Origin of the sequence: Falsirhodobacter xinxiangensis (assembly GCF_004959935.1) — a bacterium.
Lineage (GTDB): Bacteria > Pseudomonadota > Alphaproteobacteria > Rhodobacterales > Rhodobacteraceae > Falsirhodobacter > Falsirhodobacter xinxiangensis.
Window position 1 is genome coordinate 304,925 of record NZ_SMYN01000003.1, and the last position, 20,693, is coordinate 325,617.

Here is a 20,693-nt window from a genome sequence, read left to right on the forward strand (position 1 = left end):
GGGAGCCAGATGATGAAACGCCTGACCGTTGCCGTTATCCTGACATGCCTTGCAACCGGGGCCTTTGCCCAAGATGCCGTGAAGGATCGGCAGCAGGCGATGAAGGGCATCGCCGCCAGCGCCAAGACGCTTGGCGATATGGCCACCGACAAGGCGCCGTTCGATGCGGCACTGGCGGAACAGGCGCGCGTCACGATGCAGGAAAACGCGGCCCGTATCCCGGCTTTGTTCGAGCCGAACGTGATCGAGGGCGAAACCGAGGCGCTGCCCGCGATCTGGGAAAACTGGGACGACTTCGCGGCCAAAGGGGCGGCGCTGGAAAAGGCGGCTGCCGATGCGACCACCGGCAGCCTGTCGGATGTGCAGACGGCGATGGCACAGATCGGTCCGACCTGCCGCGCCTGCCACACGGATTACCGCGAATAGGTCAGCCGCAGCGCACGGCCGAGATGCGGTTGCGGGCGTCGATCTCGATGTTCAGGCGCGATGGGTTGTGATCCATCGTGACCGCTGTGTCCGGCGTGATGATCCGGGTGCCGGCAGGAACCGTGACGGCGGACAGGACGCTGCGCGGCTGGCCGATCAGGGTGGCGTATTGCGTGGTTTGGCAAGTGGGCGCTTCGATCACGGTGGTGGTCGTGCGGGTCGTTTCGCAGGCCGCAAGGCCCAGCGTGGCGACGGCGATGAGTGCAATGGTTTTCATGAATGGTCCTCCTGTGGATCAGGACGTAGCAGGGTCTTGGCGCTCGGCAAGCATGACGATAAGGTCATGGGAAAAGGACATTCCATGCCCGAGACACGCGCCCCCCGCCTTTGCGTCCTGATCGACGCCGACAACGTCCCCGCCGGCTATGCCGAAGCCATCTTCGAAGAGATCGCGTCCCTGGGCGAGGCGTCGGTGCGCCGCATCTATGGCGACTGGTCCGCGCTGCGCCTGAAGAACTGGGCCGAGAAGGTCGCGGCGCTGGGCCTCGTGGCCGATCAGCAGTTCTCGAACACGCGGGGCAAGAACGCATCCGACATCGGGCTGGTGATCGCGGCGATGGATTTTCTGCATTCGGGGCTGTTCGACGGCTTCGTTCTGGTCAGCTCGGACAGCGATTTCACGCGGCTGGCGGCGCGGATTCGCGAACAGGGGCTGGACGTTTACGGCATCGGCGAGAAGAAGACGCCCGAGGCGTTCCGTATGGCCTGCAAGCGCTTCATCTATGTCGAGAACCTGACCGGCAAGGCCGAACCCGAGCCCGAAGCGCCGCCGCGCCCGGCCAAGGATGCGCCCGCCAACGCGATCCCGCTGATCGCCGCCGCCATGCGTGCGATCGATCCCGAGGGCGAGTGGTATTCGCTGGGCCAGATCGGGCAATACATCACGCAGGCGAACCCCGATTTCGACACCCGCACCTATGGCAGCGCCAAGCTGTCGGACCTGATCCGCAAGGTCAGCCGGTTCGAGGTGGTGCTGGGCGATGACGGGCAATTGCTTGCCCGCGATCGGGCCTAGGCGAAGTAGTCGGTCAGGATGCGGGTGTAGATGCGTTTGAGCGTGTGGATGTCCTCCACCCGCACGCGTTCGTCAACGCCGTGCATCCGGTGGCCGACAAGGCCGAACTCCACCACCGGGCAGTGATCCTTGACGAACCGCGCATCCGAGGTGCCGCCCGAAGTCGACAGCTCTGGCTTGCGTCCGGTTTCGGCCTGCACCGCATCCGCGATCAGGTTCGACAGATCGCCGGGCGGGGTCAGGAAGCTTTCGCCGCTGATCTTGGTCGCAAGCTCGATCTGCACGCCGGTCTCGGCCGCGATGGCATCCGCCTCGGCCCGAAGCTGGGCAATCAGGCTCTCGCCGGTGTGGATGTCGTTGAAGCGGATGTTCACCGTCGCCCGCGCCTCGGCCGGGATGACGTTGGTGGCCGGGTTGCCGACATCGAAGGTGACGGTGGCCAAGGACGATGCGTCGAAATGATCGTTCCCCTGATCCAGCGGCACCTCCTCCAACCGCGCGATCAGGCGGGCGAGGGCGGCGACGGGGTTCTTGGCACGGTGCGGATAGGCGGCATGGCCCTGCACCCCGCGGGCGGTGAAGCGGATGTTGACCGATCCGCGACGCCCGATCTTCATCATGTCGCCCATGTTTTCAGGGCAGGTCGGCTCGCCCACGAGGCAGACGTCCATCTTTTCGCCCGCCTCCGCCATCCAGTCCAGCAGGGCGCGGGTGCCGTGGTCGGCATCGGCTTCCTCGTCGCCGGTGATGGCCAGAAGGATCGCACAGTCGGGTTTGGTGGCGACGAAATCCACAGCTGCCGCGACGAAGGCCGCGACGCCGGATTTCATGTCGGTCGATCCGCGACCATAGAGCCAGCCATCCTCGATCACCGCGCCGAAGGGGTCATGCGTCCATGCGGCGACGTCGCCCACGGGAACGACATCGGTATGACCGTTGAAGCCGAAGCTGCGGTTCGCGCCCTTGCGGCCCCAGCGGGCGAACAGGTTGGAAATTCCGCCCCGGTCCACGCGGGTGCAGTCGAAGCCCGCAGCGGTCAGCACGGATTCCAGCAGGACCAGCGCGCCCCCTTCGGCGGGGGTGACCGACGGGCAGCGGACCAGATCGGCGGTGAGGCGAACGGGATCAGTCATAGAACGGCGTCATTTGTGCAACGACGACCGAGTTTTCGGCCAATGCGCGGTCCATCAGGGCGCGTTCCTCCTCATCGATCTCCTCGCCATTCTTCAGGCGTTCGTCCAGCGTGCCGTAGCCGGACACGTCCAGCGGGGCGAGGTCGGCCTGTTTCAGGATCGCCACCGTTTCGCGCACCGCTTCGGCCTCGTCCACGCCCGAGGCGTAGCAGATCAGGGCCGCACCCGTCGCCTTGGGCGGCAGGCCGTCGTTTTCCTTGCGGCCCACCTCGATCACGAGGGTAAAGACCTGTTGTGGGCGTTTTTCGGTCATGGCGCGTCCCCTTTGCCCCCGTGATTGGCAGGTCGGCGCGGGCTTAGCAAGTCTTGGCGCCTGTCTGGCGGTCTTCGCCGCATTCGGGGCAGGGGGCGGGCGGATCCAGCAGACCGCAGTTGATACAGCAGGCTTGCTCGCCAGCGGCAGGGGGGGGCGGGCCAAGCTCGGGTGGCGGCACCAGCGGCAGGCCGATGCCGGGGCCGTCCCTGAACACCGAAAGCCCGCCCGTCGCCTCCAGGTAGGCGTGGCTGACCTCGCCCAGATTGCGCACGCCCTGACGGCGCAGCATCTCCATCACCTCGTATGCGCCCATCCCGCGGGCGCTGAGGCCATGCATGGACATGCGGCCGTCGCGGACCATCTCGGTCGGTTTGCCATCGACGAAGTTCTTGACCGGCCCCCATCTGCGGATCGCCATGTCGATGGCCTTGTCGATGAACACGACCAACGTGATGACCAGCATCGCATGCAGCAAGGGCACGTCGGCATAGAACATCGCGTCCCCGACGGCAGAACCGAGCGCGATGACCAGAAGAAATTCGACAACGGAAAGTTGCGCGATGGACCGGCCCCCGATCCAGCGCAGCAGCACCAGCGTATAGATATAGATGACCCCGGTGCGGAAAAGAATTTCGGCGAGGAACCACGGAGGCTCCTCGCCGAAGGCGATCCTTGCCCAGTCGAAGGGCTGGACGTCCATTTACCGGCGCAGGGCGCGGCCCAGCCCGATCAGGATGCAGGCGCCCAGCACGCCCACTGCCAACTGGCCCAGCCAGCCGCCCAGCGTCGCACCCATGAGCGTGACCAGCAGGAAGTTCATGATGACCGCGCCAAGGATGCCGAGGATGATGTTCATCAGCAGCCCATGGTCGGACTTCATCAGCTTTTCCGCGATCCAGCCCGCAAGCGCACCGACGATGATTGCGGCAATCCAGCCAAGACCTTGCATTTCATAACCCCTTGCATTGGTTCTTGGCTGCCAACGCAAGGGGATACGGCAAGGTTCCGCTCAGTCGCGCAGAAGTTCGTTGATCGAGGTTTTGGAGCGCGTCTTGGCGTCGACCTTCTTGACGATCACCGCGCAGTAGAGGTGGACGCCGTTCTTGGAGGGCAGCGAGCCGGAGACGACGACCGATCCGGCCGGAACCTCGCCATAGCTGACCTCGCCGGTTTCGCGGTCGAAGATCTTGGTCGATTGGCCCAGATAGACGCCCATGCCAAGGACCGAGCCTTCGCGGACGATCACGCCCTCGACCACCTCGGACCGGGCGCCGATGAAGCAGTTGTCCTCGATGATCGTCGGGCCGGCCTGCATGGGTTCAAGCACGCCGCCGATGCCGACGCCGCCCGACAGGTGGACGTTCTTGCCGATCTGCGCGCAGGAGCCGACGGTCGCCCAGGTGTCGACCATCGTGCCTTCATCCACGAAGGCACCAAGGTTCACGAAGGACGGCATCAGCACCACGCCCTTGGCGATGAAGGCCGACCGGCGCACGACGCAGTTGGGAACGGCGCGGAAGCCTGCGGTTTTCCATTCCGCCTCGCCCCAATTCAGGAACTTGCTGTCCACCTTGTCCCACCAGGTGCCGCCCTGCGGGCCGCCGGTCTGGATTTCCATGTCCTTCAGGCGGAAGCCCAGCAGCACCGCCTTCTTGGCCCACTGGTTTACATGCCAGTCATTGCCGCGTTTTTCGGCCACGCGCAGGGTGCCGCCGTCCAGTGCGTTCAGGGTCGCCTCGATGGCGTCGCGCGCCTCGCCGCGGGTGGCGGGGGTGATGGTGTCGCGGGCGTCCCACGCGGCTTCGATGGCGGTTTCCAGAGCGGCGGTCATGGTGGCATCCCTTTCCTTGTGCTGCCAACGCCTATAAACCCTGCCCCAAGGCCCTGCAACGAGGACAAGATGACCGACGAAAGCCGGAACCAGCCCCTTCGCGATTCCACCGAGGATGTCCGCAGCGCCGAACGGGTGCCGGATACGCCGCAAAGCCGGTCCCCGGCCTATCGGCTGGCCTTCACCGATACCGACTTCTTGCAGCGCGAAGAACTGCGCCCGGTCCGGTTGCAGCTGGAACTGCTGAAGCCGCAGCTGATCCTGGACGAGAAGGGCATCGACAGCACCATTGTGCTGTTCGGCGGCGCGCGCATTCCCGATCCCGAACACAAGGCGCGGGCGCGGACCCCGGCGCTGGCCGAGTTGTCGCATTTCTATGAGGAGGCGCGGCGCTTTGCCTATCTGATGACGCGGCGGTCCATCGACAGCTATGGCCGCGAGGATGTCATCTGCACCGGCGGCGGTCCGGGCGTGATGGAGGCAGGCAATCGCGGCGCGATGGATGCGGGCGGGCACTCGGTGGGGCTGAACATCGTGCTGCCGTTCGAACAGGCGCCGAACGCCTATGTGACGCCGGACCTGTCGTTCAACTTCCACTATTTCGCGATCCGCAAGATGCATTTCCTGATGCGGGCCAAGGCGGTCTGCGTCTTCCCCGGCGGCTTCGGCACGCTGGACGAGATGTTCGAGGCGCTGACCCTGATCCAGACCCGCCGCATGTCGCGCATCCCGTTCGTTCTGTTCGGGCGGGCATTCTGGGAAAAGATCATCAACTGGCAGGCGCTGGAAGACTCCGGCACGATCAGCCCCGAGGATCTGGAGCTGTTCCAGTTCGTGGAAACCGCCGAGGAGGCGATCGCCGCCATCGACGCCTGGGTGAAACCGCCGCTTGGGCCGCTGGTCCGCTAACGCAGCCAGTCCGGCGCGAAGGTCATGCCCGTCGCGCCGACATTGCGGGCGATGCGGGCCAGTTCCGCCTCCAGCCGCGCGAGCCGCAGCTTGCCCATGCGAATGCCGGCTTCGGGCCAGAAGGCGCGGATGTTCAGCGTGCCCTGCCGCTTCATGTCGATGCGGCCGATGATCTCCGCCCCTTCCAACACGGGGAAGACGTAATATCCGTATTGGCGCTTCGCCTCGGGCACGAAGACCTCGATGCGATAGCGGAAGCCGAACAACCGCTCGGCCCGGCCCCGGTCGCGCAGGGCAGGGTCGAACGGGGACAGGATGCGGATGCGGCTGGGTGGATCGGGCGCGTCCAGCGGGCCGCGGGTATAGTGGCGGCGCAGGGTGCCATCGGCGGATTCGATGCGGGTTTCCGCGATCTCGCCCCGGTGCAGTGCGGCGCGGCACCAGTCGGCGGCCTGGCTGGGGGTGACGGCGCGCCAATAGGCTGCGATCTCGCCACTGGTCGCGAACCCCAGACGGTCCAGCGCGGAATTGCAGGCCCAGTCCAGCGTGTCCTGCGCCGTCGTGGTGGCGGACAGAAACGGCTCGGGGATCACGCGTTCGGTCAGGTCATAGATCTTCTGGAACCCCTGCCGCCCCTTGATCGACAGATGTCCCGTGCGCCACAGCCATTCCAGCGCGGTTTTCGACGGATGCCAGTTCCACCAGCCGCCGGAATTCTTCGGCTCCTCGCCGCCCATATCGGCGGCCATGACGGGGCCGTGTTCGGCGATATGGGCCAGCGTTTCGTCCAGCAGCGCCTGCGAAAGGTCCTGCCATCTGTCGCGCTTCCGCTCGGCGGCGGCAAAACGGTGCTTCCAGTGCGGGAACAGGTGGATCGGCAGGACAGAGGCGTCATGCGTCCAATGTTCGAACAAACCGCCTCTGGCATAGAGCTTGCCCAGATCGTCCGGCTTGTATCCGGGGCGGCGGGCCGACAGGATCATGTGATGCGCGCGTTCGACCGTGTTGATGCTGTCCAGCTGGACGAAGCCGATGCGGTCTATCAGCTCCGCCAGCGGCTCCGTCGGGTTCCGGGTCAGCGCGTGACGGTCAAGGAAGATGCGGCGTGCGGTCGCGTTGGGGATCATCAGCCCTTGGACAGTTCGGATTCCAGCTTCAGCACCTTGCCGCCATCCTCTTGCTTCAGCAAGTAGGCGGGCTTTTCGCGGCTGCCTTTGCGGGTGATCTTGCGGCCCTTGATCGTGCGGCTGACCTTGCGGGCAAAGACCTCCTCCACCGACCCTTTGGCGGTGGAGCTGCCCCATTTCCAGTGAACCTTGTCGCCTTTGGAAAACTTGCCCATGCCGCGTGAACGGGGCAGGGGCGCAAAGGTTCCCTTATGCGCCGGTTTCCGCGGCGATCTGGGCGCGGGATTTGCGCTCGCGCTCGGTCGCGGATTTCAGCTGGCCGCAGGCGGCCATGATGTCTTCGCCGCGCGGTTTGCGGATCGGCGAGGCATAGCCCGCGTGATAGATGATGTCCGCGAACTTCTCGATCCGCTCCCAATCCGAGCGTTGATAGGCGCTGCCCGGCCATTCGTTGAACGGGATCAGGTTGATCTTGGCGGGAATGCCCTGGATCAGCTTCACCAGGCGTTTCGCGTCGGCATCCGTGTCGTTCACATCCTTCAGCATCACGTATTCGAAGGTGATGCGTTCGGAGTTCGACAGTTTCGGATAATCGCGCAGCGCGTCCAGCAGTGCCTTGATGTTCCATTTCTTGTTGATCGGAACCAGCTTGTCGCGCACTTCGTCGGTGGTGGCGTGGAACGACACGGCCAGAAGACAGCCGATTTCTTCCGCCGTCTTGGCGATTTCCGGCACGACGCCGGATGTTGACAGGGTGATGCGGCGGCGGGACAGCGACAGCCCCTCGCCATCCATCACGACCTTCATCGCGTCGCGGACGTTGTCGAAATTGTAGAGCGGCTCGCCCATGCCCATCAGCACGATGTTCGACACAAGGCGCTGTTCGTCCTTGGGCGCGCCCATGACCGGCCATTCGCCCAGATCGTCGCGGGCCAGCATCAACTGGCCGACGATTTCCCCGGCGGTCAGGTTGCGGACCAGCTTCTGCGTGCCGGTGTGGCAGAAGGAACAGGTCAGCGTGCAACCCACCTGCGAGGACACGCAAAGCGTGCCGCGCCCTTCTTCGGGGATGTAGACGGTTTCGACCTCGTGCCCGCCGGCGATGCGGACCAGATATTTGCGGGTGCCGTCTTCGGAAATCTGGCGGTTCACGACCTCGGGGATCGTCACCTCGAAATGTTCTGCCAGTTTCGCGCGATAGTCTTTGGCAAGGTTGGTCATCTGCGCGAAATCGCGCACGCCCCAGTGATAGATCCACTGCCACACCTGCCCGACGCGCATCTTGGCCTGACGGTCGGGCGTGCCGATTTCCACCAGCGCGGCGTGAAGCTGCGGGCGGGTCAGACCGACGATGTTGCGCTTGGCCCCTTCCGGCAGCTTGCGCGGAATGGTCAGCACGTCTTGCGTGATGGGGGCTGTGGCGTTCATGGCGAATCCTTGGCTGAAGGCAGGCATATAAGCGATCCGGCCGGAAATTTAAATGCAAAAGCGCCCCGGACGGTGCCGGGGCGCCTTGCACATGCCGCATGGCTTACTTGCAGCGGTTCTCGGCCTCGGTCATGGCGGCGGTGAAGCCCATGAGCGAGAAAGTGTCCACCGTCTGCGTGCCGCGCGCCGAACGTGCGGTCAGGATGGCATTCGATCCGCGGCGCATGGACGCGAGGATCGCCGCATCGTCGCCCGCGCTGGACGGCCAGGCCCATTCGCCATCGGTCATCAGGTTATAGCTGTTCGAATCGATCTTCATCTCGACCGTCGATCCGGGCGCGAAGGGATAGCCGCCGGTGAACGAAATCTCGCCCGCCGCACCCGCGCCGGGACGGAAGGTGACGAACAGCAGGATGTCGGAGCGCTGCACCTCGGCCGGTTGGCCGTCGCGGGTGTTCACGGTGTTCTTGGGGCTGGAAACGCCCCAGCATTCCTTGCTGGGCTGGTTTTCGGTGAAAACGCTCCAGTCGGTCTTGGTCGCCACGCGGTTGGTCGATTCCTGCGCGAATGCGCCGGTCGCGGCAAGGGCAAGCATGGCGCCGCCGATCAGGGATTTCATGTCCAGCCTCCGGTTCGGGCCGCTTGTCGGGCCTGTTTCTCTGGTGGTTCTTAACGTGAAAGATGCGGGGGTTCAAAGCCCTTCACACGAAAAATCGCGCATCTGTGAGGGCGCATCCCCGCTTGATTTGACACGAAGCCGTCATAAACTCCGAAGGATGATCCAGCCGCCGATCCCTTTTCCGCTGCCTGAACAGATCAGCTTCGACCGGCGAGAGCTTGGCACGATCCTTTCGCTGTATGGCCGGATGGTGGCGATGGGCGAATGGCGGGACTACGGCATCTCGTCGCTGCGCGAATTCGCGGTGTTTTCGGTGTTCCGGCGCACGGCGGAACATCCGCTGTATCGGATCGAAAAGCGGCCCAAGCTGCGCGCGCGGCAGGGGATGTATTCGGTGGTCGGGATGGACGGGCAGGTGCTGCGCCGGGGGCATGATCTGGCGCAGGTTCTGCGGGTGTTGGAGCGGAAGCTGATCCGGCCCGTCGATTAGGGACGGCGGTGGGCGATGACCGGGCCGCCGCCCGCCGCCTCGATCCGGGCGATGGCGGCGTTGGTTTCCTCGACCACCACGGACATGAAGGCGGCGGTGGCGTGGATGATCCGCCGCGCATCCATCGCCAGCGCGACATGGCCTTTCCAGAACAAAAGATCGCCGCGCTTCGGCTGGCCCTTGGCTTCGGTCCCCACCGCCTGTTGCAGATCGCTGTCGCCCGGACAGTCGCGCCCGCAAGCCAGTTGCGAGATTTGCGCGAGCCCCGAACAGTCGATCCCCGCACGGCTGTTCCCACCCCAGAGATAGGGCGTGCCGAGGAAGCGTTCCGCCACCGCGACCGGGTCCGCCATCCATTCACCGACCGGGCGAAGATGCTGTTTCCAGACGAAGCCCTTGGTGGTTTCCGCCCAGTCGCCGAAATCCTCCAGCACCCGCAGGCGTGCGCCCATGGTCAGACTCTCGATCTCGCGCGATTTCAGCTTCGGTTCGGGGTAGAGATGCGTGGCCGGAAAGGCCAGCCAGTGCGACGGCGCGATGTCCGGCTCCAGATGCACCAGTTTGACATAGCCGCAATAGCCGTCGCGGGTGGAGAAACCGAAGGCGTGGGTGCCGTCCACCTCTATCACGGTGAAGCCTTCGCCCATCGCAAGCTGGCGTTCGCGGTGCCCGGCGGGGCCGGACAGAAGATCGGTCAGTGCGACCGAAACCTGCATCGGCTCCCCCTCGGTCAGCGGCAGATCGGTGTTGCCCTTCATCGAGACATGGGCGATGCGGTTGGTGGCGGGGGTGGTGCGGCGGTCCATCGTCACAGTCCCAGCATGGCGGGCAGGGCGCCCAGTATGGCCCGCGCCCCTTGGCCGGCCCCGCCTTGCGGGCGCCCCGGCTGGGCGCTGGGCTGATGGCCATAGATGTCGAAATGGATGTATCGCGCATCGGTGAAGCGGCGCAGGAACAACGCCGCCGTGATCGCCCCTGCGAACCCGCCCGACGGCGCGTTGTCCAGATCGGCGATCCCCGGCTCCAGCATCGACTCGTAGGGGTCGTGGAAGGGCAGGCGCCAGACAGGATCGCGGGCGGCGGCGGCGGCCTGTTCCAGGGCGGCGGCGGCCTGCGCATCATCGGTGAAATAGGGCGCGAGGTCCGGCCCCACCGCCACCCGCGCCGCGCCGGTCAGCGTCGCCATCGACACGACCAGATCCGGCGCATCCTCGCAGGCATAGGCCAGCGCGTCGGCCAGCACGAGCCGTCCTTCGGCATCGGTGTTGTTCACCTCGACCGTCAGGCCCTTGCGCGAGGTCAGGATGTCCTTGGGCCGCATCGCATCGCCCGAGATCGAATTTTCGACCGCCGGGATCAGCACGCGCAACTGCACCGGCAGGCGCAGTTCCATGATCGCTTGCGCAAGGCCCAGAACGGTCGCGGCGCCGCCCATGTCCTTCTTCATCAGCAGCATTCCGGCGGCGGGTTTGATGTCCAGCCCTCCGGTGTCGAAACACACGCCCTTGCCGACCAGCGTCAGTTTCGGACCCGCCTCGCCCCACCGCATGTCCAGAAGGCGCGGCGCGCGGCTGGACCCTTTGCCGACGGCGTGGATCATGGGGAAACCCTGCTCCAGCGCCGCTCCCTTGATGACCTCGATCTTCGCGCCATGCCATTCGGCCAAGGAGGCCGCGGCCTGCCCAAGCTCCTTCGGGCCCATGTCGCTGGCGGGGGTGTTGATCAGATCGCGCGTCAGGTATTCCGCCCGCGCCATCGTCAGAACCCGGCTGCCCTGCGCGTCGTCGGGCAGCTTCAGCCGCGCGCGGTCGTTGGCGGATTTGCGGTAACGGTCGAAACGGTATTGGCCCAACAGCCATCCGAGCGCGGCCTCGTCGCGTTCATCCTCCGGCACGCCTTCGAAATGCCAGTCGCCGGGGGGAAGCTGTCCGGCGGGGGCAAGTCCGAACCGCGTGCGACGGCGGGCGGCGGCGGTGCCGCGACCGATGACGGCGGCTGCGGGTGCGCCATTTGATCCGGGGATCAGCCGCATTTCGCCAAGCGCGGCGGTGAATCCGCTGCCGCGCAGCCACGCCGCCTCGGCGGGGGTGCGGGTGGCGAGCCAGCCTTCCAGATCGTCCGATGCCACGGCGTGAACGGGCCGGGATTCGGCGGAAGGGGCGGAAATGGCAAGGTCCATCATCGGGCTCCGGCTGTCTGCGGGGCAGAGCCTAGCCCTTTGATCGGCGGCTGCAAGACCCTCAGACGCGGCGTCCGCGCTGCGTCTCGCCCGCCGCGATCTGCGATCCGGCAATGCGCAGCAGCCGCGCCCAGACCGCGCCGAACGCCGTCGCATCCGCGTGATCGAGGCAGTGATCGGCATCCCGCGCTGTATGTGCCAGCGTCGTCATGCCCAGATGGTCGGCCATCCGCGCAAGGCGGCGAAGCTGGCGCGGCGCCTCCGAAAGCTCGGACGCGGCGACCTGTTTCGACAGCGCGGCCACCGACAATGCAAGCTCTCCCAACGCGCGGTTGACGACTTTTTCCGCCGAGTCCGCATCCATTTCGCGAAAGATCCGCGCAATCGGCGCGGGGTCGTGGGCGACGTGATCCTGTGGCGTCAGCTTGGTGATGATGGCCGTCATGTCCGCTCTCTCCCGTTCCGGGTTCCGCAGCTTGCGCGGCAACCGCTGAAGGAAAGGTTCGATGTCACGGATAGTTCCCGGAAATTTCACTCGAATTGAAGTGGATATGCGGCTATGCCGATGCTGCAACTGCGAAAAGGACCGAGCGATGGATAAAGCAACTCCACTCCCCTCTTACCTGGTGCAGCGTTTCCACGGATGGCGCGCGACGACCTATCAGGGCAACCGCGCCTGGTTCCGCCGGCTGGCGCAGGAAGGCCAGCACCCCCGCGCCATGGTCATCGCCTGCTGCGACAGCCGCGTGGACGTCGCTTCGATCTTCGGCGCGGATTCGGGCGAGCTGTTCATCCACCGCAACGTGGCGAACCTCGTGCCGCCCTATAACCCCGACGGCGATTATCACGGCACTTCGGCGGCGATCGAATATGCCGTGACGGCATTGAAGGTCGCGCATGTGGTCGTGCTGGGCCATTCCAACTGCGGCGGCGTCAAGGGATGCTGCGACATGTGCGAAGGCAACGCCCCCGCGCTGGAGGAGCAGACGAGCTTCGTCGGCCGCTGGATGGACCTGCTGAAGCCGGGATACGAGCGTGTGAAGGACCTGCCCGAAGCGTCGCGTCTGCGCGCGCTGGAGAACGAGGCGGTGCTGGTCAGCCTTGAAAACCTGATGACCTTCCCCTTCGTCGCCAAGGCGGTCGAAGATGAGGTCCTGTCGCTGCACGGCGTCTGGAACGACATCGGCGAAGGCACGATCGAGCAGTTCGACCCGTCGGCGCGGGCGTTCAAGCCGGTGTGAGTGCGAAACGAAGCCGCGTCCGAGAGGGGTGCGGCTTCGATCACCCTACCGGGGCGAAGCTTTCATCCGCCAGCAAGGGTCAAGAATTCATTCTGAGTTTGAAGCCTGTGTGTGTCGGCTTGAATCCAAGCTTCTCATAGAAGGCGTGCGCTTCTGGTCTCTGTCTGTCCGTGGTCAGTTGCACCACGCTGCATCCCCTCGCCCGAGCTTCCGCGATTGCATGGCGAAACAGTTCGGTGCCGATGCCCTGCCCTTGCGTCCCGCTGGCAACCCTGACACCTTCGATCTGAGCGCGCTTCATTCCGCGATGCGTCAGATGATGCAGGAAGGTGATTTGCAGCGTTCCCACCATGCGCCCGTCCACTTCGGTCAGAACCGCAAGAAACTGGTTGGGGTCCGCGTCGATCATCTCGAATGCGACCGCATATTCCTCTGCTATCGGATCGCTTGCGATTTCGCGGCTCGTCCCCAAGGCATCATCTGCCAGCATTGCAACGATATGCGGCAGATCTTCGATGGACGCTTTACGAAAGATGAAATCCGGCATGGGCCTCTACTTTACGAACAAGCAAGTCATGCGTCTTGTTTCGACGACATTGAAAAAGCGCCCCGCAGGGCGCTTTCCCGGTCAGCCTTTCTTGAGGCAGCGTTTGCCCAGCACTTCTGCGATCTGCACCGCGTTCAGTGCGGCACCTTTGCGCAGGTTGTCGGACACGCACCACAGGTTCAACCCGTTGTCGATCGTGCTGTCCTGACGGATGCGCGAGATGTAGGTCGCGTATTCGCCGACGCATTCGATGGGCGTGATGTAGCCGCCGGCCTCGCGTTTATCGACGACGAGGATGCCGGGGGCTTCGCGCAGGATGTCGCGGGCCTCGGCCTCGTCCAGAAACTCCTCGGTTTCGATGTTGATCGATTCCGAATGGCCGACGAAGACCGGAACGCGCACGCAGGTCGCGGTCACCTTGATCGACTTGTCGAGGATCTTCTTCGTCTCGGCCACCATCTTCCATTCTTCCTTGGTCGAACCATCGTCAAGGAAGACGTCGATATGCGGGATCACGTTGAAGGCGATCTGCTTGGTGAATTTCGAAGGTTCCACTTCCTGACCGGGGACGTAGAGGCCCTTGGTCTGGTCCCACAGCTCGTCGATGCCTTCCTTGCCCGCGCCGGAAACCGACTGATAGGTGGAGACGACGACGCGCTTGATCTTGGCGCGGTCATGCAGCGGTTTCAGCGCGACGACCATCTGCGCGGTCGAGCAGTTGGGGTTCGCGATGATGTTCTTGGCGGTGTAACCGTCCACAGCCTCGGCATTCACCTCCGGCACGACCAGCGGAACCGCCGGATCGTAGCGATAGAGCGAGGAGTTGTCGATCACGACGCAGCCCGTGGCCGCGGCCTTGGGGGCATAGATCTTGGTCGCCTCGGACCCGACGGCGAACAGGGCGATGTCCCAGCCGGTGAAGTCGAAGGTGTCGAGGTCCTTGGTAATGACTGTCTTGTCGCCAAAGCTGATCTCTGTGCCCATCGACTTGCGCGATGCCAGTGCGGCGATCTCGTCGATCGGAAACTCGCGTTCAGCGAGGATGTTCAGCATTTCGCGGCCCACATTGCCCGTGGCGCCAACGACGACGACCTTATAGCCCATTCAAGAACCCTCCTTGGTGTCAAGATGACGGTGCCCCCTTAACCCAAGGCGGCCTTGGGGGGAAGGTTTATCCGTGGGAATGCAGGCGGAAACGCGGATCGCGCGCGATCAGGGCATGGACCCACGCCGCCTCTGCGTTGAAATCGTGGGGCACCTGTTCGGCGGTGCGGCTGCCGGTCAGCGACAGGGTCGCGAAGAAGTCGAAACCGTAAAGATCGATCCGCCTTGCGTCCGAGCGGGCCAGAAGGTCGATCATCATCGCTCCCGTGGTCGGTTGCGATCCAAGAGCCGTCTTCAGCCGTTCGTAATCCGCCTGCGGGTGCAGATAGAAGCCGGGGCGGTTTGCGACATGCCAAGGCAGGCGTTTGCGCTTGTGCGACATCCACAGCACGCGCCGGGTCTGCAGAGCGTCCAGCTTCGCCGCGTCCAGCGCGACGGCCAGGGCCAGCTGATCGGTGCGTGTGCCGTGGGAATGGGCAAAGGGCTTGGGCGCGCGGTTGATGCGGATGATCAGATCGGCGGTCTCGATCATCTCGCCCAGGCGCGCGTCAGCAAGGCCGCGGGCGTTGCCGATCAGCGCGACGCTGCGGCCCGCATAGTCGGCCAGCAATTCGGATTGCGGAACGGACAGGGCAGCCAGCTTGCCTTCGTCGCGGCGCAGGCGGGCAAGGGCGAAGGACAGCCGGTTCATGCCAGCATCCGGCGATAGACGGCGATCAGGGCGTTCGCCTCATCTTCGATGCGAAAGCCCCCTTCGACCCGCGCGCGGGCGGCCTCCGCCATCCGCTCGCGCAGGGGCTGGTCGTCGATCATCCGCGCTGCAGCATCCACCAGCGCCGGAAGGTCGTCGGTGGGGACCAGCAGGCCGGTATCGCCCAGCAGTTCCTTGAAGGCGCCGGTGTCGGTGGCAACCACCGGGACGCCGCAGGACATCGCCTCCAGCGGGGTGAGGCCGAAGCCTTCCCAGCGTTGGGGCGCGACATACAGATCCAGCGCGGCATACCAGTCGGCCATGCGGTCCACGGAAACCTCTGGCTTGAAAAGGATGCGGCCTTGCAGCCCCGCCTGCGCGACGCGGGCCATGATGTTCTCCATGAACTGCCGGTCCTTGTCCAAGGCGCGGCCCATGACCACCGCCGTCACGCCGGGGCGCGAGGGCAGAAGCTCGATCATCGCCTTGACGAAATTGTCGGTGCCCTTGGATTTGCGGATGCGGCCATAGCAGCCCACCAGTGTCACATGCGGCAGCCCCAACTTTTCGCGCAGCGCGCGGCGGTCTTCGGCGGGGGTGAAGGTTTCGGTGTCGATGCCGTGCAGGATCACATCGGCGGGGCGGTCAAGATAAGCCGCCCCCTTGGCCGAAGTCGCAACCACCGCGTCCATCTGCCCGATCAGCCATTTGGTATAGCCCGAATGCCTGCGCTGCGAGGCGGAGGTGAACAGCAGTCGGAACTTGCGCCGCAGAACGCGGGTCAGGAAAAGCCCCATCAGCATTTCCGTGTTCCGCCGTGCGTGCCAGACCCGCCAGCGGTCGCGCGGCATCATCGCCACGCGGGCCAGCGGCAGATGGGGCACTTCGGGCGGCAGGCCGGGGCCGGTGGCGCGGATGCCGATGCTGCGCGCCTGCACGGGCACCAGCCGCGCGATGGTGGCGGTGACGCCCGAAAGGCGGCGCTTCAGGTTCGGGGCGATGACGAGCACGGGTTCCATGCTGCCCATGTAATGCCCCCGCCGCGCTTAGGCCAGCGCGGGCGCGCGATGCTCGCGGATCGGCAGATGGACGATGGCCGAAAACGCGCCGATCCCGACGCCGAACCACCAGACCAGCGTGTAGTTGCCATAGATGTCATACAGCGCCCCGCCCAGCCAGACGCCAAGGAACCCGCCGATCTGGTGCGACAGGAACACCAGCCCGTAAAGCGTGCCCATGTAGCGCAGCCCGTAGATATGGGCGACCAACCCGCTGGTCAGCGGCACCGTCGCCAGCCAAAGCGCGCCCATGACGGCTGAAAAGACCAGCACCGTCGCGGGCGTCATCGGCGTCATGATGAACCATGCGGCGATGATCGTGCGCCCGACATAGATTGCGACCAGCAGATATTTCTTGGTGTATTTCTTGCCCAACCAGCCCGCCGTGACCGTGCCCACGATGTTCGCGATGCCGATCACCGCGATGGACAGCGCCCCGAGCGCCGAGGTGGTGGTGATCCCGATGCCCGACAGCATCCCGGACGGGTCGATCGGCCCGCAGAACTCGGTGATGAAGGCGGGGAAATGCGCGGTGATGAAGCCGAGTTGATAGCCGCAGGAAAAGAACCCGAGGAAGATCATCGTGAAGCTGGGGTCCTTCAGCGCGCGCATCAGCACAGTGCCGAGCGATTCCTCCAGCTCGGCCTTCGAGGCCAGCGCCGGGGCGCGCATGAAGGGCAGCGCCAAAAGCGAGGCGAGGATGACGCCGGCAAAGATCACGAACACCGTCTGCCACGAAAAGAACCCCATCAGGAATTCCGCCGTCGGCGCGCCGAAGACCTGACCCGCCGATCCCGCCGCCGTCGCGATGCCAAGCGCCAGCGAGCGGTTGTCGGGCGAGGTCGCGCGGCCCACCACGGCCAGAATCACGCCAAACCCGGTTCCCGCGATGCCGAAGCCGACCAGAACCTCCAGCATCTGGTGCTGGCCCGGCGTCACGGCAAGCGACGACAGCACCAGCCCGGCGGCATAGAACAGCGCGCCAAGGATGATCGCCCGCCGGTCGCCGAACCGTTCCGCCACCGCGCCGAAGATCGGCTGCCCGATTCCCCATGCAAGGTTCTGGATCGCGATGGCCATCGAAAACTCGGCCCGTGCCCAGCCGAATTCGGTGGCGATGGGGATCTGGAACATGCCGAAGCTGGCGCGAACCGCGAAGGACAGCATCAGAATGACGCAGCCCGCGATCAGGACGGGGGTGAAAAGCGCAGGTTTCGCGGTCATCTCGGCCTCGGGATCAAGAATGCGTCAATCTGTCATACGCTATCGTCGCTTTCCATCCTATTGTCGCAACCGGATTCAAGGAGCATGACATGACGGATTGGTGGCGCGGATCGGTAACCTATCAGGTCTATCCGCGATCGTTTCAGGATTCGGATGGCGACGGCATCGGCGATCTGCCGGGAATCACGCGCAGGCTGGGGCATATCGCGGCGCTTGGGGCCGATGCGGTGTGGCTGTCGCCGATCTTTCCCTCGCCCATGGCCGACATGGGATACGACGTGTCCGACTACACCAACATCGAGCCGCTGTTCGGCACGCTGGCCGATTTCGACACCCTGCTGACGGTCGCGCATGAGCTGGGGCTGAAGGTCATCATCGATCAGGTCATCAGCCATTGTTCGTCCGAACATCCGCTGTTCGCCGAAAGCCGCCGCGACCGCACGAACCCCAAGGCGGACTGGTTCATCTGGGCCGATGCGCAGCCCGACGGATCGCCGCCGAACAACTGGCTGTCGGTCTTCGGCGGGTCGGCCTGGGAATGGGACACGCGGCGGCGGCAGTATTACCTGCACAACTTCCTCGCCTCGCAGCCCGACTTCAACTTCCACAATCCCGAGGTGCAGGACTATCTGCTTGGCACCATGCGGTTCTGGCTGGAACGCGGGGTGGACGGGTTCCGGCTGGACACGGTGAACTACTATTTCCACGATGCGAAGCTGCGGTCCAATCCGCCGCTGGCGCTGAATGCGGTGCCGGTGAACCCCTATGACATGCAGGATCATCTGTATTCCAAGACCCAGCCCGAGAACCTGGCGTTTCTGGAGCGGCTGCGGGCGCTGACGGACGAATTCCCGAACCGGATGATGGTGGGCGAGGTGGGCGACGCCCAGCGCGCGGTCGAGGTGATGGGCGAATACACCTCGGGCCAGCACCGCCTGCACATGGCCTATAGTTTCGAGATGCTGGGCGATCATTACAACGCTGCCTTCTTCCGCCGCGCGATCGAAGGGTTCTTCAAGGGCGCGCCGGATGGCTGGCCGTGCTGGGCATTCTCGAACCACGACGTGACGCGCCATGCCTCGCGATGGGCGGGGCATGGGGCGATGGCGGATGTCGCGCGGCAGGCGGCGGCGGTGCTTTTGTCGCTGGAAGGGTCCGTCTGCCTCTATCAGGGCGAAGAACTGGGCCAGACGGATACCGAGCTGGACTATTCCGATCTGACCGACCCCAAGGGTCTGCGCTTCTGGCCTGAGGAGAAGGGCCGCGACGGGTGCCGCACGCCGATGGTCTGGGATGGAACGACCCATGGTGGGTTCACCGCCGGCACGCCGTGGCTGCCGGTGAAGCCACCGCAGATCGGGCGCAACGTCGCGGCGCAGGAGGGCGTTGCGGGGTCGGTGCTGGAAACCTATCGCGCGGTGCTGGCATTCCGGCGCGCCAATCCGGTGCTGCGGCTGGGTGCCAGCCGGTTCCACGACCTGCCGGAGCCTGTGCTGGCCTTCACCCGCCATCTGGGGGCCGAGGAGATGCTGTGCATCTTCAACCTTGGGACCGCGCCGGTGACGGTGGCGGTGGAGGGGCATCCGACTGCCCCATCCTTCCATGCAACGCAGGAAGGCGGGGCGCTGACCCTTGGCCCGAACGGCTTCGCATGGCTGCCCGGCGGGACGCTTCAGGCCCGGTGATAGGGCGATCCGGCAAGAATGCTAGCCGCGCGGTAAAGCTGTTCGGCCAGCATCACGCGGACCAGCATATGCGGCCAGACCATGCGCCCGAAGGACAGGCTGAAATCGGCGCGGGCGCGCAGCGAGGGCGCGATCCCGTCCGCCCCGCCGATGACGAAGGCCACATCCTGCCGCCCGCCATCGCGCCAGGTGCCAAGCTGGGTCGCGAATTCGGGGCTGCTGAGGACCTTGCCGCGTTCGTCCAGACAGGCGATCAGCGCGCCGGAGGGAATCGCCCGCGACAGCAGATCCGCCTCGGCCTCCATGCCAAGGTTCTTCTTGTCCTCGACCTCGTGCAACGCGAAAGGGCCAAGCGACAGCGCCCGGCCCGTGCGGTCGAACCGCTGCACGTAATCGTCGATGATCTCGCGCTCGGGGCCGCTGCGAAGCCGCCCCACCGCGCAAAGATGGACGCGCATCAGTCCTGGATGGAGTGTTGCTGGTCCGTGCCGTTCGGCAGCCACATCTTTTCAAGCTGGTAGAATTCGCGCACTTCGGGGCGGAAGACGTGGACGATGACATCGCCCGTGTCGATCAGCACCCAGTCGCCGGTTTCCTTGCCTTCGACCTTGGAAATGCGACCGAATTCCTGCTTCACGCGGTCCATCAGCTTTTCGGCGATGGACGCGACCTGACGCGACGAACGGCCCGAGCAGATGACCATGTAATCGGCCATGTCGGAGCGACCGCGCAGGTCGATCTGCACGATATCCTCGGCCTTGTCATCGTCGAGCGAGGCGAGAACGCGGTCGAGCATCTGCTCGGACGCATCCACGAGAGGTTCCGCAGCACTCATGTCAGGGCGCGGCCCGACCGGAAGCCCGGTCGAAGGATCGGAATGAGACAGGACATCGTCCTCCTGGGTTGCGCGCCTCTGACCCGGGCGCGGGGGTATCGGGCCTGAGTTTATCAGGAAGGGCGCCGAACCTCAATCCGCGCGTTCGGGGGTGGGACAGGGGGCGATCTGGCGCAGGATGCGGGCCAGGCGAGGCCCGCTCATCTCCTGCTGTGGGGTGGAGCCGAAGCCGGGGAGATAGAGGCTGTATCGGATGCTTTCCCGCGGGGCACGCGCCGAGGTGCGGCATAGCGGAAAGTTCGGAGTGAAATCCTCGACCGCGCCGTGGCGGTCCCAGAATGCGGTGGCACGCTCGCGTTCGTTTGCGGCAACCCGGAGGCGATAGGCCGTGCCACCTTCAACCCGGCGCGCGCCGATCTGCGACAATTCGAAGGTTTCCGTCGCCCCGGTCTTCTCCAGCTCGAATGTCAGGCCTCCGCGCGGTTGGGAAAGGCCGATTCCATCGGTCAGCGTGATGTCGATGCCGAACTCGCCCGCCTTCGATCCGATGTCGTGCCGCGTTCCCTGCGCCATCGCCGAAACGGGCAGCATCGTCGCCAAAAACAACCACTTGAACAAATCGCTTCTCCACTAAAAAGCCGGATATTGCCAGCCAAGCGAAAGAGAGTTAAAAAACGACCCCATGCAAGGGTTCATTTATTTCAACATCACCGATCATGCGCGTCTTCCGGCGCGTTTCTTCGGTTCGACCCGCAACGTCCTATCGCGGCTTTGA

27 protein-coding genes are annotated in these 20,693 nt (G+C 64.9%); 6 read left to right on the forward strand and 21 right to left on the reverse strand.

Translation table 11 applies throughout. From position 1 onward, the window contains the following. The first annotated feature begins 12 nt into the window (after positions 1 to 12). Positions 13 to 426 carry a c-type cytochrome gene (locus E2K76_RS05520; RefSeq protein WP_169053212.1) on the forward strand — a complete coding sequence of 138 codons (414 nt, stop codon included), beginning with the start codon at positions 13 to 15 and terminating at the stop codon, positions 424 to 426. A gap of 1 nt (position 427) precedes the next feature. Here E2K76_RS05520 and E2K76_RS05525 read toward each other — a convergent pair whose 3' ends face one another. Further along, positions 428 to 703: an I78 family peptidase inhibitor gene (locus E2K76_RS05525; protein WP_136683274.1), complete on the reverse strand. Its 276-nt coding sequence runs from the start codon at positions 701 to 703 to the stop codon at positions 428 to 430. Between the two features lie 84 nt (positions 704 to 787). Here E2K76_RS05525 and E2K76_RS05530 point away from each other — a divergent pair, with 84 nt between their 5' ends. Further along, positions 788 to 1,501 (forward strand): NYN domain-containing protein, encoded by a 714-nt coding sequence (locus E2K76_RS05530; RefSeq protein ID WP_136683275.1) that lies wholly within the window; start codon positions 788 to 790, stop codon positions 1,499 to 1,501. Here E2K76_RS05530 and dapE read toward each other — a convergent pair. The 5 genes from dapE to dapD are packed head-to-tail and all read right to left on the reverse strand — an operon-like array spanning position 1,498 to position 4,781. Further along, positions 1,498 to 2,634, reverse strand: coding sequence for a succinyl-diaminopimelate desuccinylase (gene dapE / locus E2K76_RS05535; RefSeq protein WP_136683276.1), 1,137 nt, complete (start codon positions 2,632 to 2,634; stop codon positions 1,498 to 1,500). The two genes, E2K76_RS05530 and dapE, sit on opposite strands and share 4 nt — an antisense overlap. After that, a complete protein-coding gene (locus E2K76_RS05540; RefSeq protein ID WP_136683277.1) occupies positions 2,627 to 2,947 on the reverse strand; it encodes a hypothetical protein in 321 nt (106 codons plus the stop codon). The genes dapE and E2K76_RS05540 overlap by 8 nt, the downstream gene beginning before the upstream one ends. A gap of 43 nt (positions 2,948 to 2,990) precedes the next feature. Continuing rightward, positions 2,991 to 3,650: a DUF421 domain-containing protein gene (locus E2K76_RS05545; RefSeq protein WP_136683278.1), complete on the reverse strand. Its 660-nt coding sequence runs from the start codon at positions 3,648 to 3,650 to the stop codon at positions 2,991 to 2,993. Continuing rightward, positions 3,651 to 3,899 carry a GlsB/YeaQ/YmgE family stress response membrane protein gene (locus E2K76_RS05550; protein WP_136683279.1) on the reverse strand — a complete coding sequence of 83 codons (249 nt, stop codon included), beginning with the start codon at positions 3,897 to 3,899 and terminating at the stop codon, positions 3,651 to 3,653. It abuts the gene before it with no gap. Positions 3,900 to 3,959: 60 nt separating this feature from the next. Continuing rightward, entirely contained in the window at positions 3,960 to 4,781 is an 822-nt protein-coding gene (gene dapD / locus E2K76_RS05555; protein ID WP_136683280.1) for a 2,3,4,5-tetrahydropyridine-2,6-dicarboxylate N-succinyltransferase, read from the reverse strand. 69 nt (positions 4,782 to 4,850) lie between these two features. On the opposite strand from dapD, the gene E2K76_RS05560 reads away from it, so the two are divergent. Further along, positions 4,851 to 5,690, forward strand: coding sequence for an LOG family protein (locus E2K76_RS05560; RefSeq protein WP_136683281.1), 840 nt, complete (start codon positions 4,851 to 4,853; stop codon positions 5,688 to 5,690). On the opposite strand, the gene E2K76_RS05565 is transcribed toward E2K76_RS05560, so the two are convergent. From E2K76_RS05565 to E2K76_RS05580, 4 genes are all read right to left on the reverse strand, one after another. Beyond that, positions 5,687 to 6,820 (reverse strand): winged helix-turn-helix domain-containing protein, encoded by a 1,134-nt coding sequence (locus E2K76_RS05565; protein WP_136683348.1) that lies wholly within the window; start codon positions 6,818 to 6,820, stop codon positions 5,687 to 5,689. The two genes, E2K76_RS05560 and E2K76_RS05565, sit on opposite strands and share 4 nt — an antisense overlap. Beyond that, positions 6,817 to 7,032 (reverse strand): hypervirulence associated TUDOR domain-containing protein, encoded by a 216-nt coding sequence (locus E2K76_RS05570; protein WP_136683282.1) that lies wholly within the window; start codon positions 7,030 to 7,032, stop codon positions 6,817 to 6,819. The genes E2K76_RS05565 and E2K76_RS05570 overlap by 4 nt, the downstream gene beginning before the upstream one ends. Before the next feature lie 34 nt (positions 7,033 to 7,066). Further along, positions 7,067 to 8,245, reverse strand: coding sequence for a 23S rRNA (adenine(2503)-C(2))-methyltransferase RlmN (gene rlmN, locus E2K76_RS05575; protein WP_136683283.1), 1,179 nt, complete (start codon positions 8,243 to 8,245; stop codon positions 7,067 to 7,069). A gap of 103 nt (positions 8,246 to 8,348) precedes the next feature. Further along, positions 8,349 to 8,864, reverse strand: coding sequence for an invasion associated locus B family protein (locus E2K76_RS05580; RefSeq protein WP_136683284.1), 516 nt, complete (start codon positions 8,862 to 8,864; stop codon positions 8,349 to 8,351). 157 nt (positions 8,865 to 9,021) lie between these two features. Between E2K76_RS05580 and E2K76_RS05585 the strand changes: the two genes are divergently transcribed. Then, positions 9,022 to 9,354 carry a DUF2794 domain-containing protein gene (locus E2K76_RS05585; RefSeq protein WP_136683285.1) on the forward strand — a complete coding sequence of 111 codons (333 nt, stop codon included), beginning with the start codon at positions 9,022 to 9,024 and terminating at the stop codon, positions 9,352 to 9,354. Here E2K76_RS05585 and E2K76_RS05590 read toward each other — a convergent pair. From E2K76_RS05590 to E2K76_RS05600, 3 genes are all read right to left on the reverse strand, one after another. Beyond that, positions 9,351 to 10,160, reverse strand: coding sequence for a C40 family peptidase (locus E2K76_RS05590; protein ID WP_136683286.1), 810 nt, complete (start codon positions 10,158 to 10,160; stop codon positions 9,351 to 9,353). The genes E2K76_RS05585 and E2K76_RS05590 overlap by 4 nt on opposite strands. Positions 10,161 to 10,162: 2 nt before the next feature. Further along, entirely contained in the window at positions 10,163 to 11,533 is a 1,371-nt protein-coding gene (locus tag E2K76_RS05595) for a leucyl aminopeptidase family protein (protein WP_136683349.1), read from the reverse strand. A 61-nt stretch (positions 11,534 to 11,594) separates the two neighbouring features. Beyond that, positions 11,595 to 11,978 carry a hypothetical protein gene (locus tag E2K76_RS05600; protein ID WP_246032901.1) on the reverse strand — a complete coding sequence of 128 codons (384 nt, stop codon included), beginning with the start codon at positions 11,976 to 11,978 and terminating at the stop codon, positions 11,595 to 11,597. 148 nt (positions 11,979 to 12,126) lie between these two features. On the opposite strand from E2K76_RS05600, the gene E2K76_RS05605 reads away from it, so the two are divergent. Continuing rightward, positions 12,127 to 12,774, forward strand: a complete 648-nt coding sequence (locus E2K76_RS05605; protein WP_136683287.1) for a carbonic anhydrase — start codon at positions 12,127 to 12,129, stop codon at positions 12,772 to 12,774. Between the two features lie 79 nt (positions 12,775 to 12,853). Here E2K76_RS05605 and E2K76_RS05610 read toward each other — a convergent pair whose 3' ends face one another. The 5 genes from E2K76_RS05610 to E2K76_RS05630 form a co-directional block, all read right to left on the reverse strand. Continuing rightward, the gene (locus E2K76_RS05610) at positions 12,854 to 13,321 is read right to left on the reverse strand and encodes a GNAT family N-acetyltransferase (RefSeq protein WP_136683288.1); all 468 of its coding nucleotides are present in this window, start codon (positions 13,319 to 13,321) and stop codon (positions 12,854 to 12,856) included. Positions 13,322 to 13,402: 81 nt separating this feature from the next. Continuing rightward, complete coding sequence (locus tag E2K76_RS05615) at positions 13,403 to 14,425, reverse strand: aspartate-semialdehyde dehydrogenase (RefSeq protein WP_136683289.1); 1,023 nt, start codon at positions 14,423 to 14,425, stop codon at positions 13,403 to 13,405. A 67-nt stretch (positions 14,426 to 14,492) separates the two neighbouring features. Next, on the reverse strand, positions 14,493 to 15,116 hold the full coding sequence (locus tag E2K76_RS05620; protein WP_136683290.1) for a glycosyltransferase family 29 protein: 624 nt from the start codon (positions 15,114 to 15,116) through the stop codon (positions 14,493 to 14,495). Further along, a complete protein-coding gene (locus E2K76_RS05625; protein WP_136683351.1) occupies positions 15,113 to 16,135 on the reverse strand; it encodes a glycosyltransferase family 4 protein in 1,023 nt (340 codons plus the stop codon). The genes E2K76_RS05620 and E2K76_RS05625 overlap by 4 nt, the downstream gene beginning before the upstream one ends. Positions 16,136 to 16,162: 27 nt before the next feature. Continuing rightward, positions 16,163 to 17,398, reverse strand: a complete 1,236-nt coding sequence (locus tag E2K76_RS05630; RefSeq protein WP_136683291.1) for an MFS transporter — start codon at positions 17,396 to 17,398, stop codon at positions 16,163 to 16,165. 89 nt (positions 17,399 to 17,487) lie between these two features. Between E2K76_RS05630 and E2K76_RS05635 the strand changes: the two genes are divergently transcribed. Beyond that, positions 17,488 to 19,083 (forward strand): alpha-glucosidase, encoded by a 1,596-nt coding sequence (locus E2K76_RS05635; RefSeq protein WP_136683292.1) that lies wholly within the window; start codon positions 17,488 to 17,490, stop codon positions 19,081 to 19,083. Here the strand turns inward: E2K76_RS05635 and rlmH are convergent. The 3 genes from rlmH to E2K76_RS05650 form a co-directional block, all read right to left on the reverse strand. Beyond that, positions 19,071 to 19,541, reverse strand: a complete 471-nt coding sequence (rlmH, locus tag E2K76_RS05640; protein ID WP_136683293.1) for a 23S rRNA (pseudouridine(1915)-N(3))-methyltransferase RlmH — start codon at positions 19,539 to 19,541, stop codon at positions 19,071 to 19,073. The two genes, E2K76_RS05635 and rlmH, sit on opposite strands and share 13 nt — an antisense overlap. Further along, positions 19,541 to 19,918, reverse strand: coding sequence for a ribosome silencing factor (gene rsfS, locus E2K76_RS05645; protein WP_246032902.1), 378 nt, complete (start codon positions 19,916 to 19,918; stop codon positions 19,541 to 19,543). Before rsfS ends, rlmH begins: the two co-directional genes overlap by 1 nt. Before the next feature lie 132 nt (positions 19,919 to 20,050). Next, entirely contained in the window at positions 20,051 to 20,518 is a 468-nt protein-coding gene (locus E2K76_RS05650) for a hypothetical protein (RefSeq protein WP_136683294.1), read from the reverse strand. Positions 20,519 to 20,693 lie beyond the last annotated feature (175 nt).

Coding starts and splice junctions, on each gene's coding strand:
- E2K76_RS05625 (WP_136683351.1), bottom strand. CDS start 16,135: ATGGAACCCGTGCTCGTCATCGCCCCGAACCTGAAGCGCCGCCTTTCG.
- E2K76_RS05590 (WP_136683286.1), bottom strand. CDS start 10,160: ATGGACCGCCGCACCACCCCCGCCACCAACCGCATCGCCCATGTCTCG.
- E2K76_RS05540 (WP_136683277.1), bottom strand. CDS start 2,947: ATGACCGAAAAACGCCCACAACAGGTCTTTACCCTCGTGATCGAGGTG.
- E2K76_RS05530 (WP_136683275.1), top strand. CDS start 788: ATGCCCGAGACACGCGCCCCCCGCCTTTGCGTCCTGATCGACGCCGAC.
- E2K76_RS05525 (WP_136683274.1), bottom strand. CDS start 703: ATGAAAACCATTGCACTCATCGCCGTCGCCACGCTGGGCCTTGCGGCC.
- rlmN (WP_136683283.1), bottom strand. CDS start 8,245: ATGAACGCCACAGCCCCCATCACGCAAGACGTGCTGACCATTCCGCGC.
- E2K76_RS05570 (WP_136683282.1), bottom strand. CDS start 7,032: ATGGGCAAGTTTTCCAAAGGCGACAAGGTTCACTGGAAATGGGGCAGC.
- E2K76_RS05545 (WP_136683278.1), bottom strand. CDS start 3,650: ATGGACGTCCAGCCCTTCGACTGGGCAAGGATCGCCTTCGGCGAGGAG.
- E2K76_RS05615 (WP_136683289.1), bottom strand. CDS start 14,425: ATGGGCTATAAGGTCGTCGTCGTTGGCGCCACGGGCAATGTGGGCCGC.
- E2K76_RS05620 (WP_136683290.1), bottom strand. CDS start 15,116: ATGAACCGGCTGTCCTTCGCCCTTGCCCGCCTGCGCCGCGACGAAGGC.
- rsfS (WP_246032902.1), bottom strand. CDS start 19,918: ATGAGTGCTGCGGAACCTCTCGTGGATGCGTCCGAGCAGATGCTCGAC.
- E2K76_RS05630 (WP_136683291.1), bottom strand. CDS start 17,398: ATGACCGCGAAACCTGCGCTTTTCACCCCCGTCCTGATCGCGGGCTGC.
- rlmH (WP_136683293.1), bottom strand. CDS start 19,541: ATGCGCGTCCATCTTTGCGCGGTGGGGCGGCTTCGCAGCGGCCCCGAG.
- dapD (WP_136683280.1), bottom strand. CDS start 4,781: ATGACCGCCGCTCTGGAAACCGCCATCGAAGCCGCGTGGGACGCCCGC.
- E2K76_RS05520 (WP_169053212.1), top strand. CDS start 13: ATGAAACGCCTGACCGTTGCCGTTATCCTGACATGCCTTGCAACCGGG.
- E2K76_RS05585 (WP_136683285.1), top strand. CDS start 9,022: ATGATCCAGCCGCCGATCCCTTTTCCGCTGCCTGAACAGATCAGCTTC.
- E2K76_RS05550 (WP_136683279.1), bottom strand. CDS start 3,899: ATGCAAGGTCTTGGCTGGATTGCCGCAATCATCGTCGGTGCGCTTGCG.
- dapE (WP_136683276.1), bottom strand. CDS start 2,634: ATGACTGATCCCGTTCGCCTCACCGCCGATCTGGTCCGCTGCCCGTCG.
- E2K76_RS05610 (WP_136683288.1), bottom strand. CDS start 13,321: ATGCCGGATTTCATCTTTCGTAAAGCGTCCATCGAAGATCTGCCGCAT.
- E2K76_RS05600 (WP_246032901.1), bottom strand. CDS start 11,978: ATGACGGCCATCATCACCAAGCTGACGCCACAGGATCACGTCGCCCAC.
- E2K76_RS05635 (WP_136683292.1), top strand. CDS start 17,488: ATGACGGATTGGTGGCGCGGATCGGTAACCTATCAGGTCTATCCGCGA.
- E2K76_RS05580 (WP_136683284.1), bottom strand. CDS start 8,864: ATGAAATCCCTGATCGGCGGCGCCATGCTTGCCCTTGCCGCGACCGGC.
- E2K76_RS05595 (WP_136683349.1), bottom strand. CDS start 11,533: ATGGACCTTGCCATTTCCGCCCCTTCCGCCGAATCCCGGCCCGTTCAC.
- E2K76_RS05605 (WP_136683287.1), top strand. CDS start 12,127: ATGGATAAAGCAACTCCACTCCCCTCTTACCTGGTGCAGCGTTTCCAC.
- E2K76_RS05560 (WP_136683281.1), top strand. CDS start 4,851: ATGACCGACGAAAGCCGGAACCAGCCCCTTCGCGATTCCACCGAGGAT.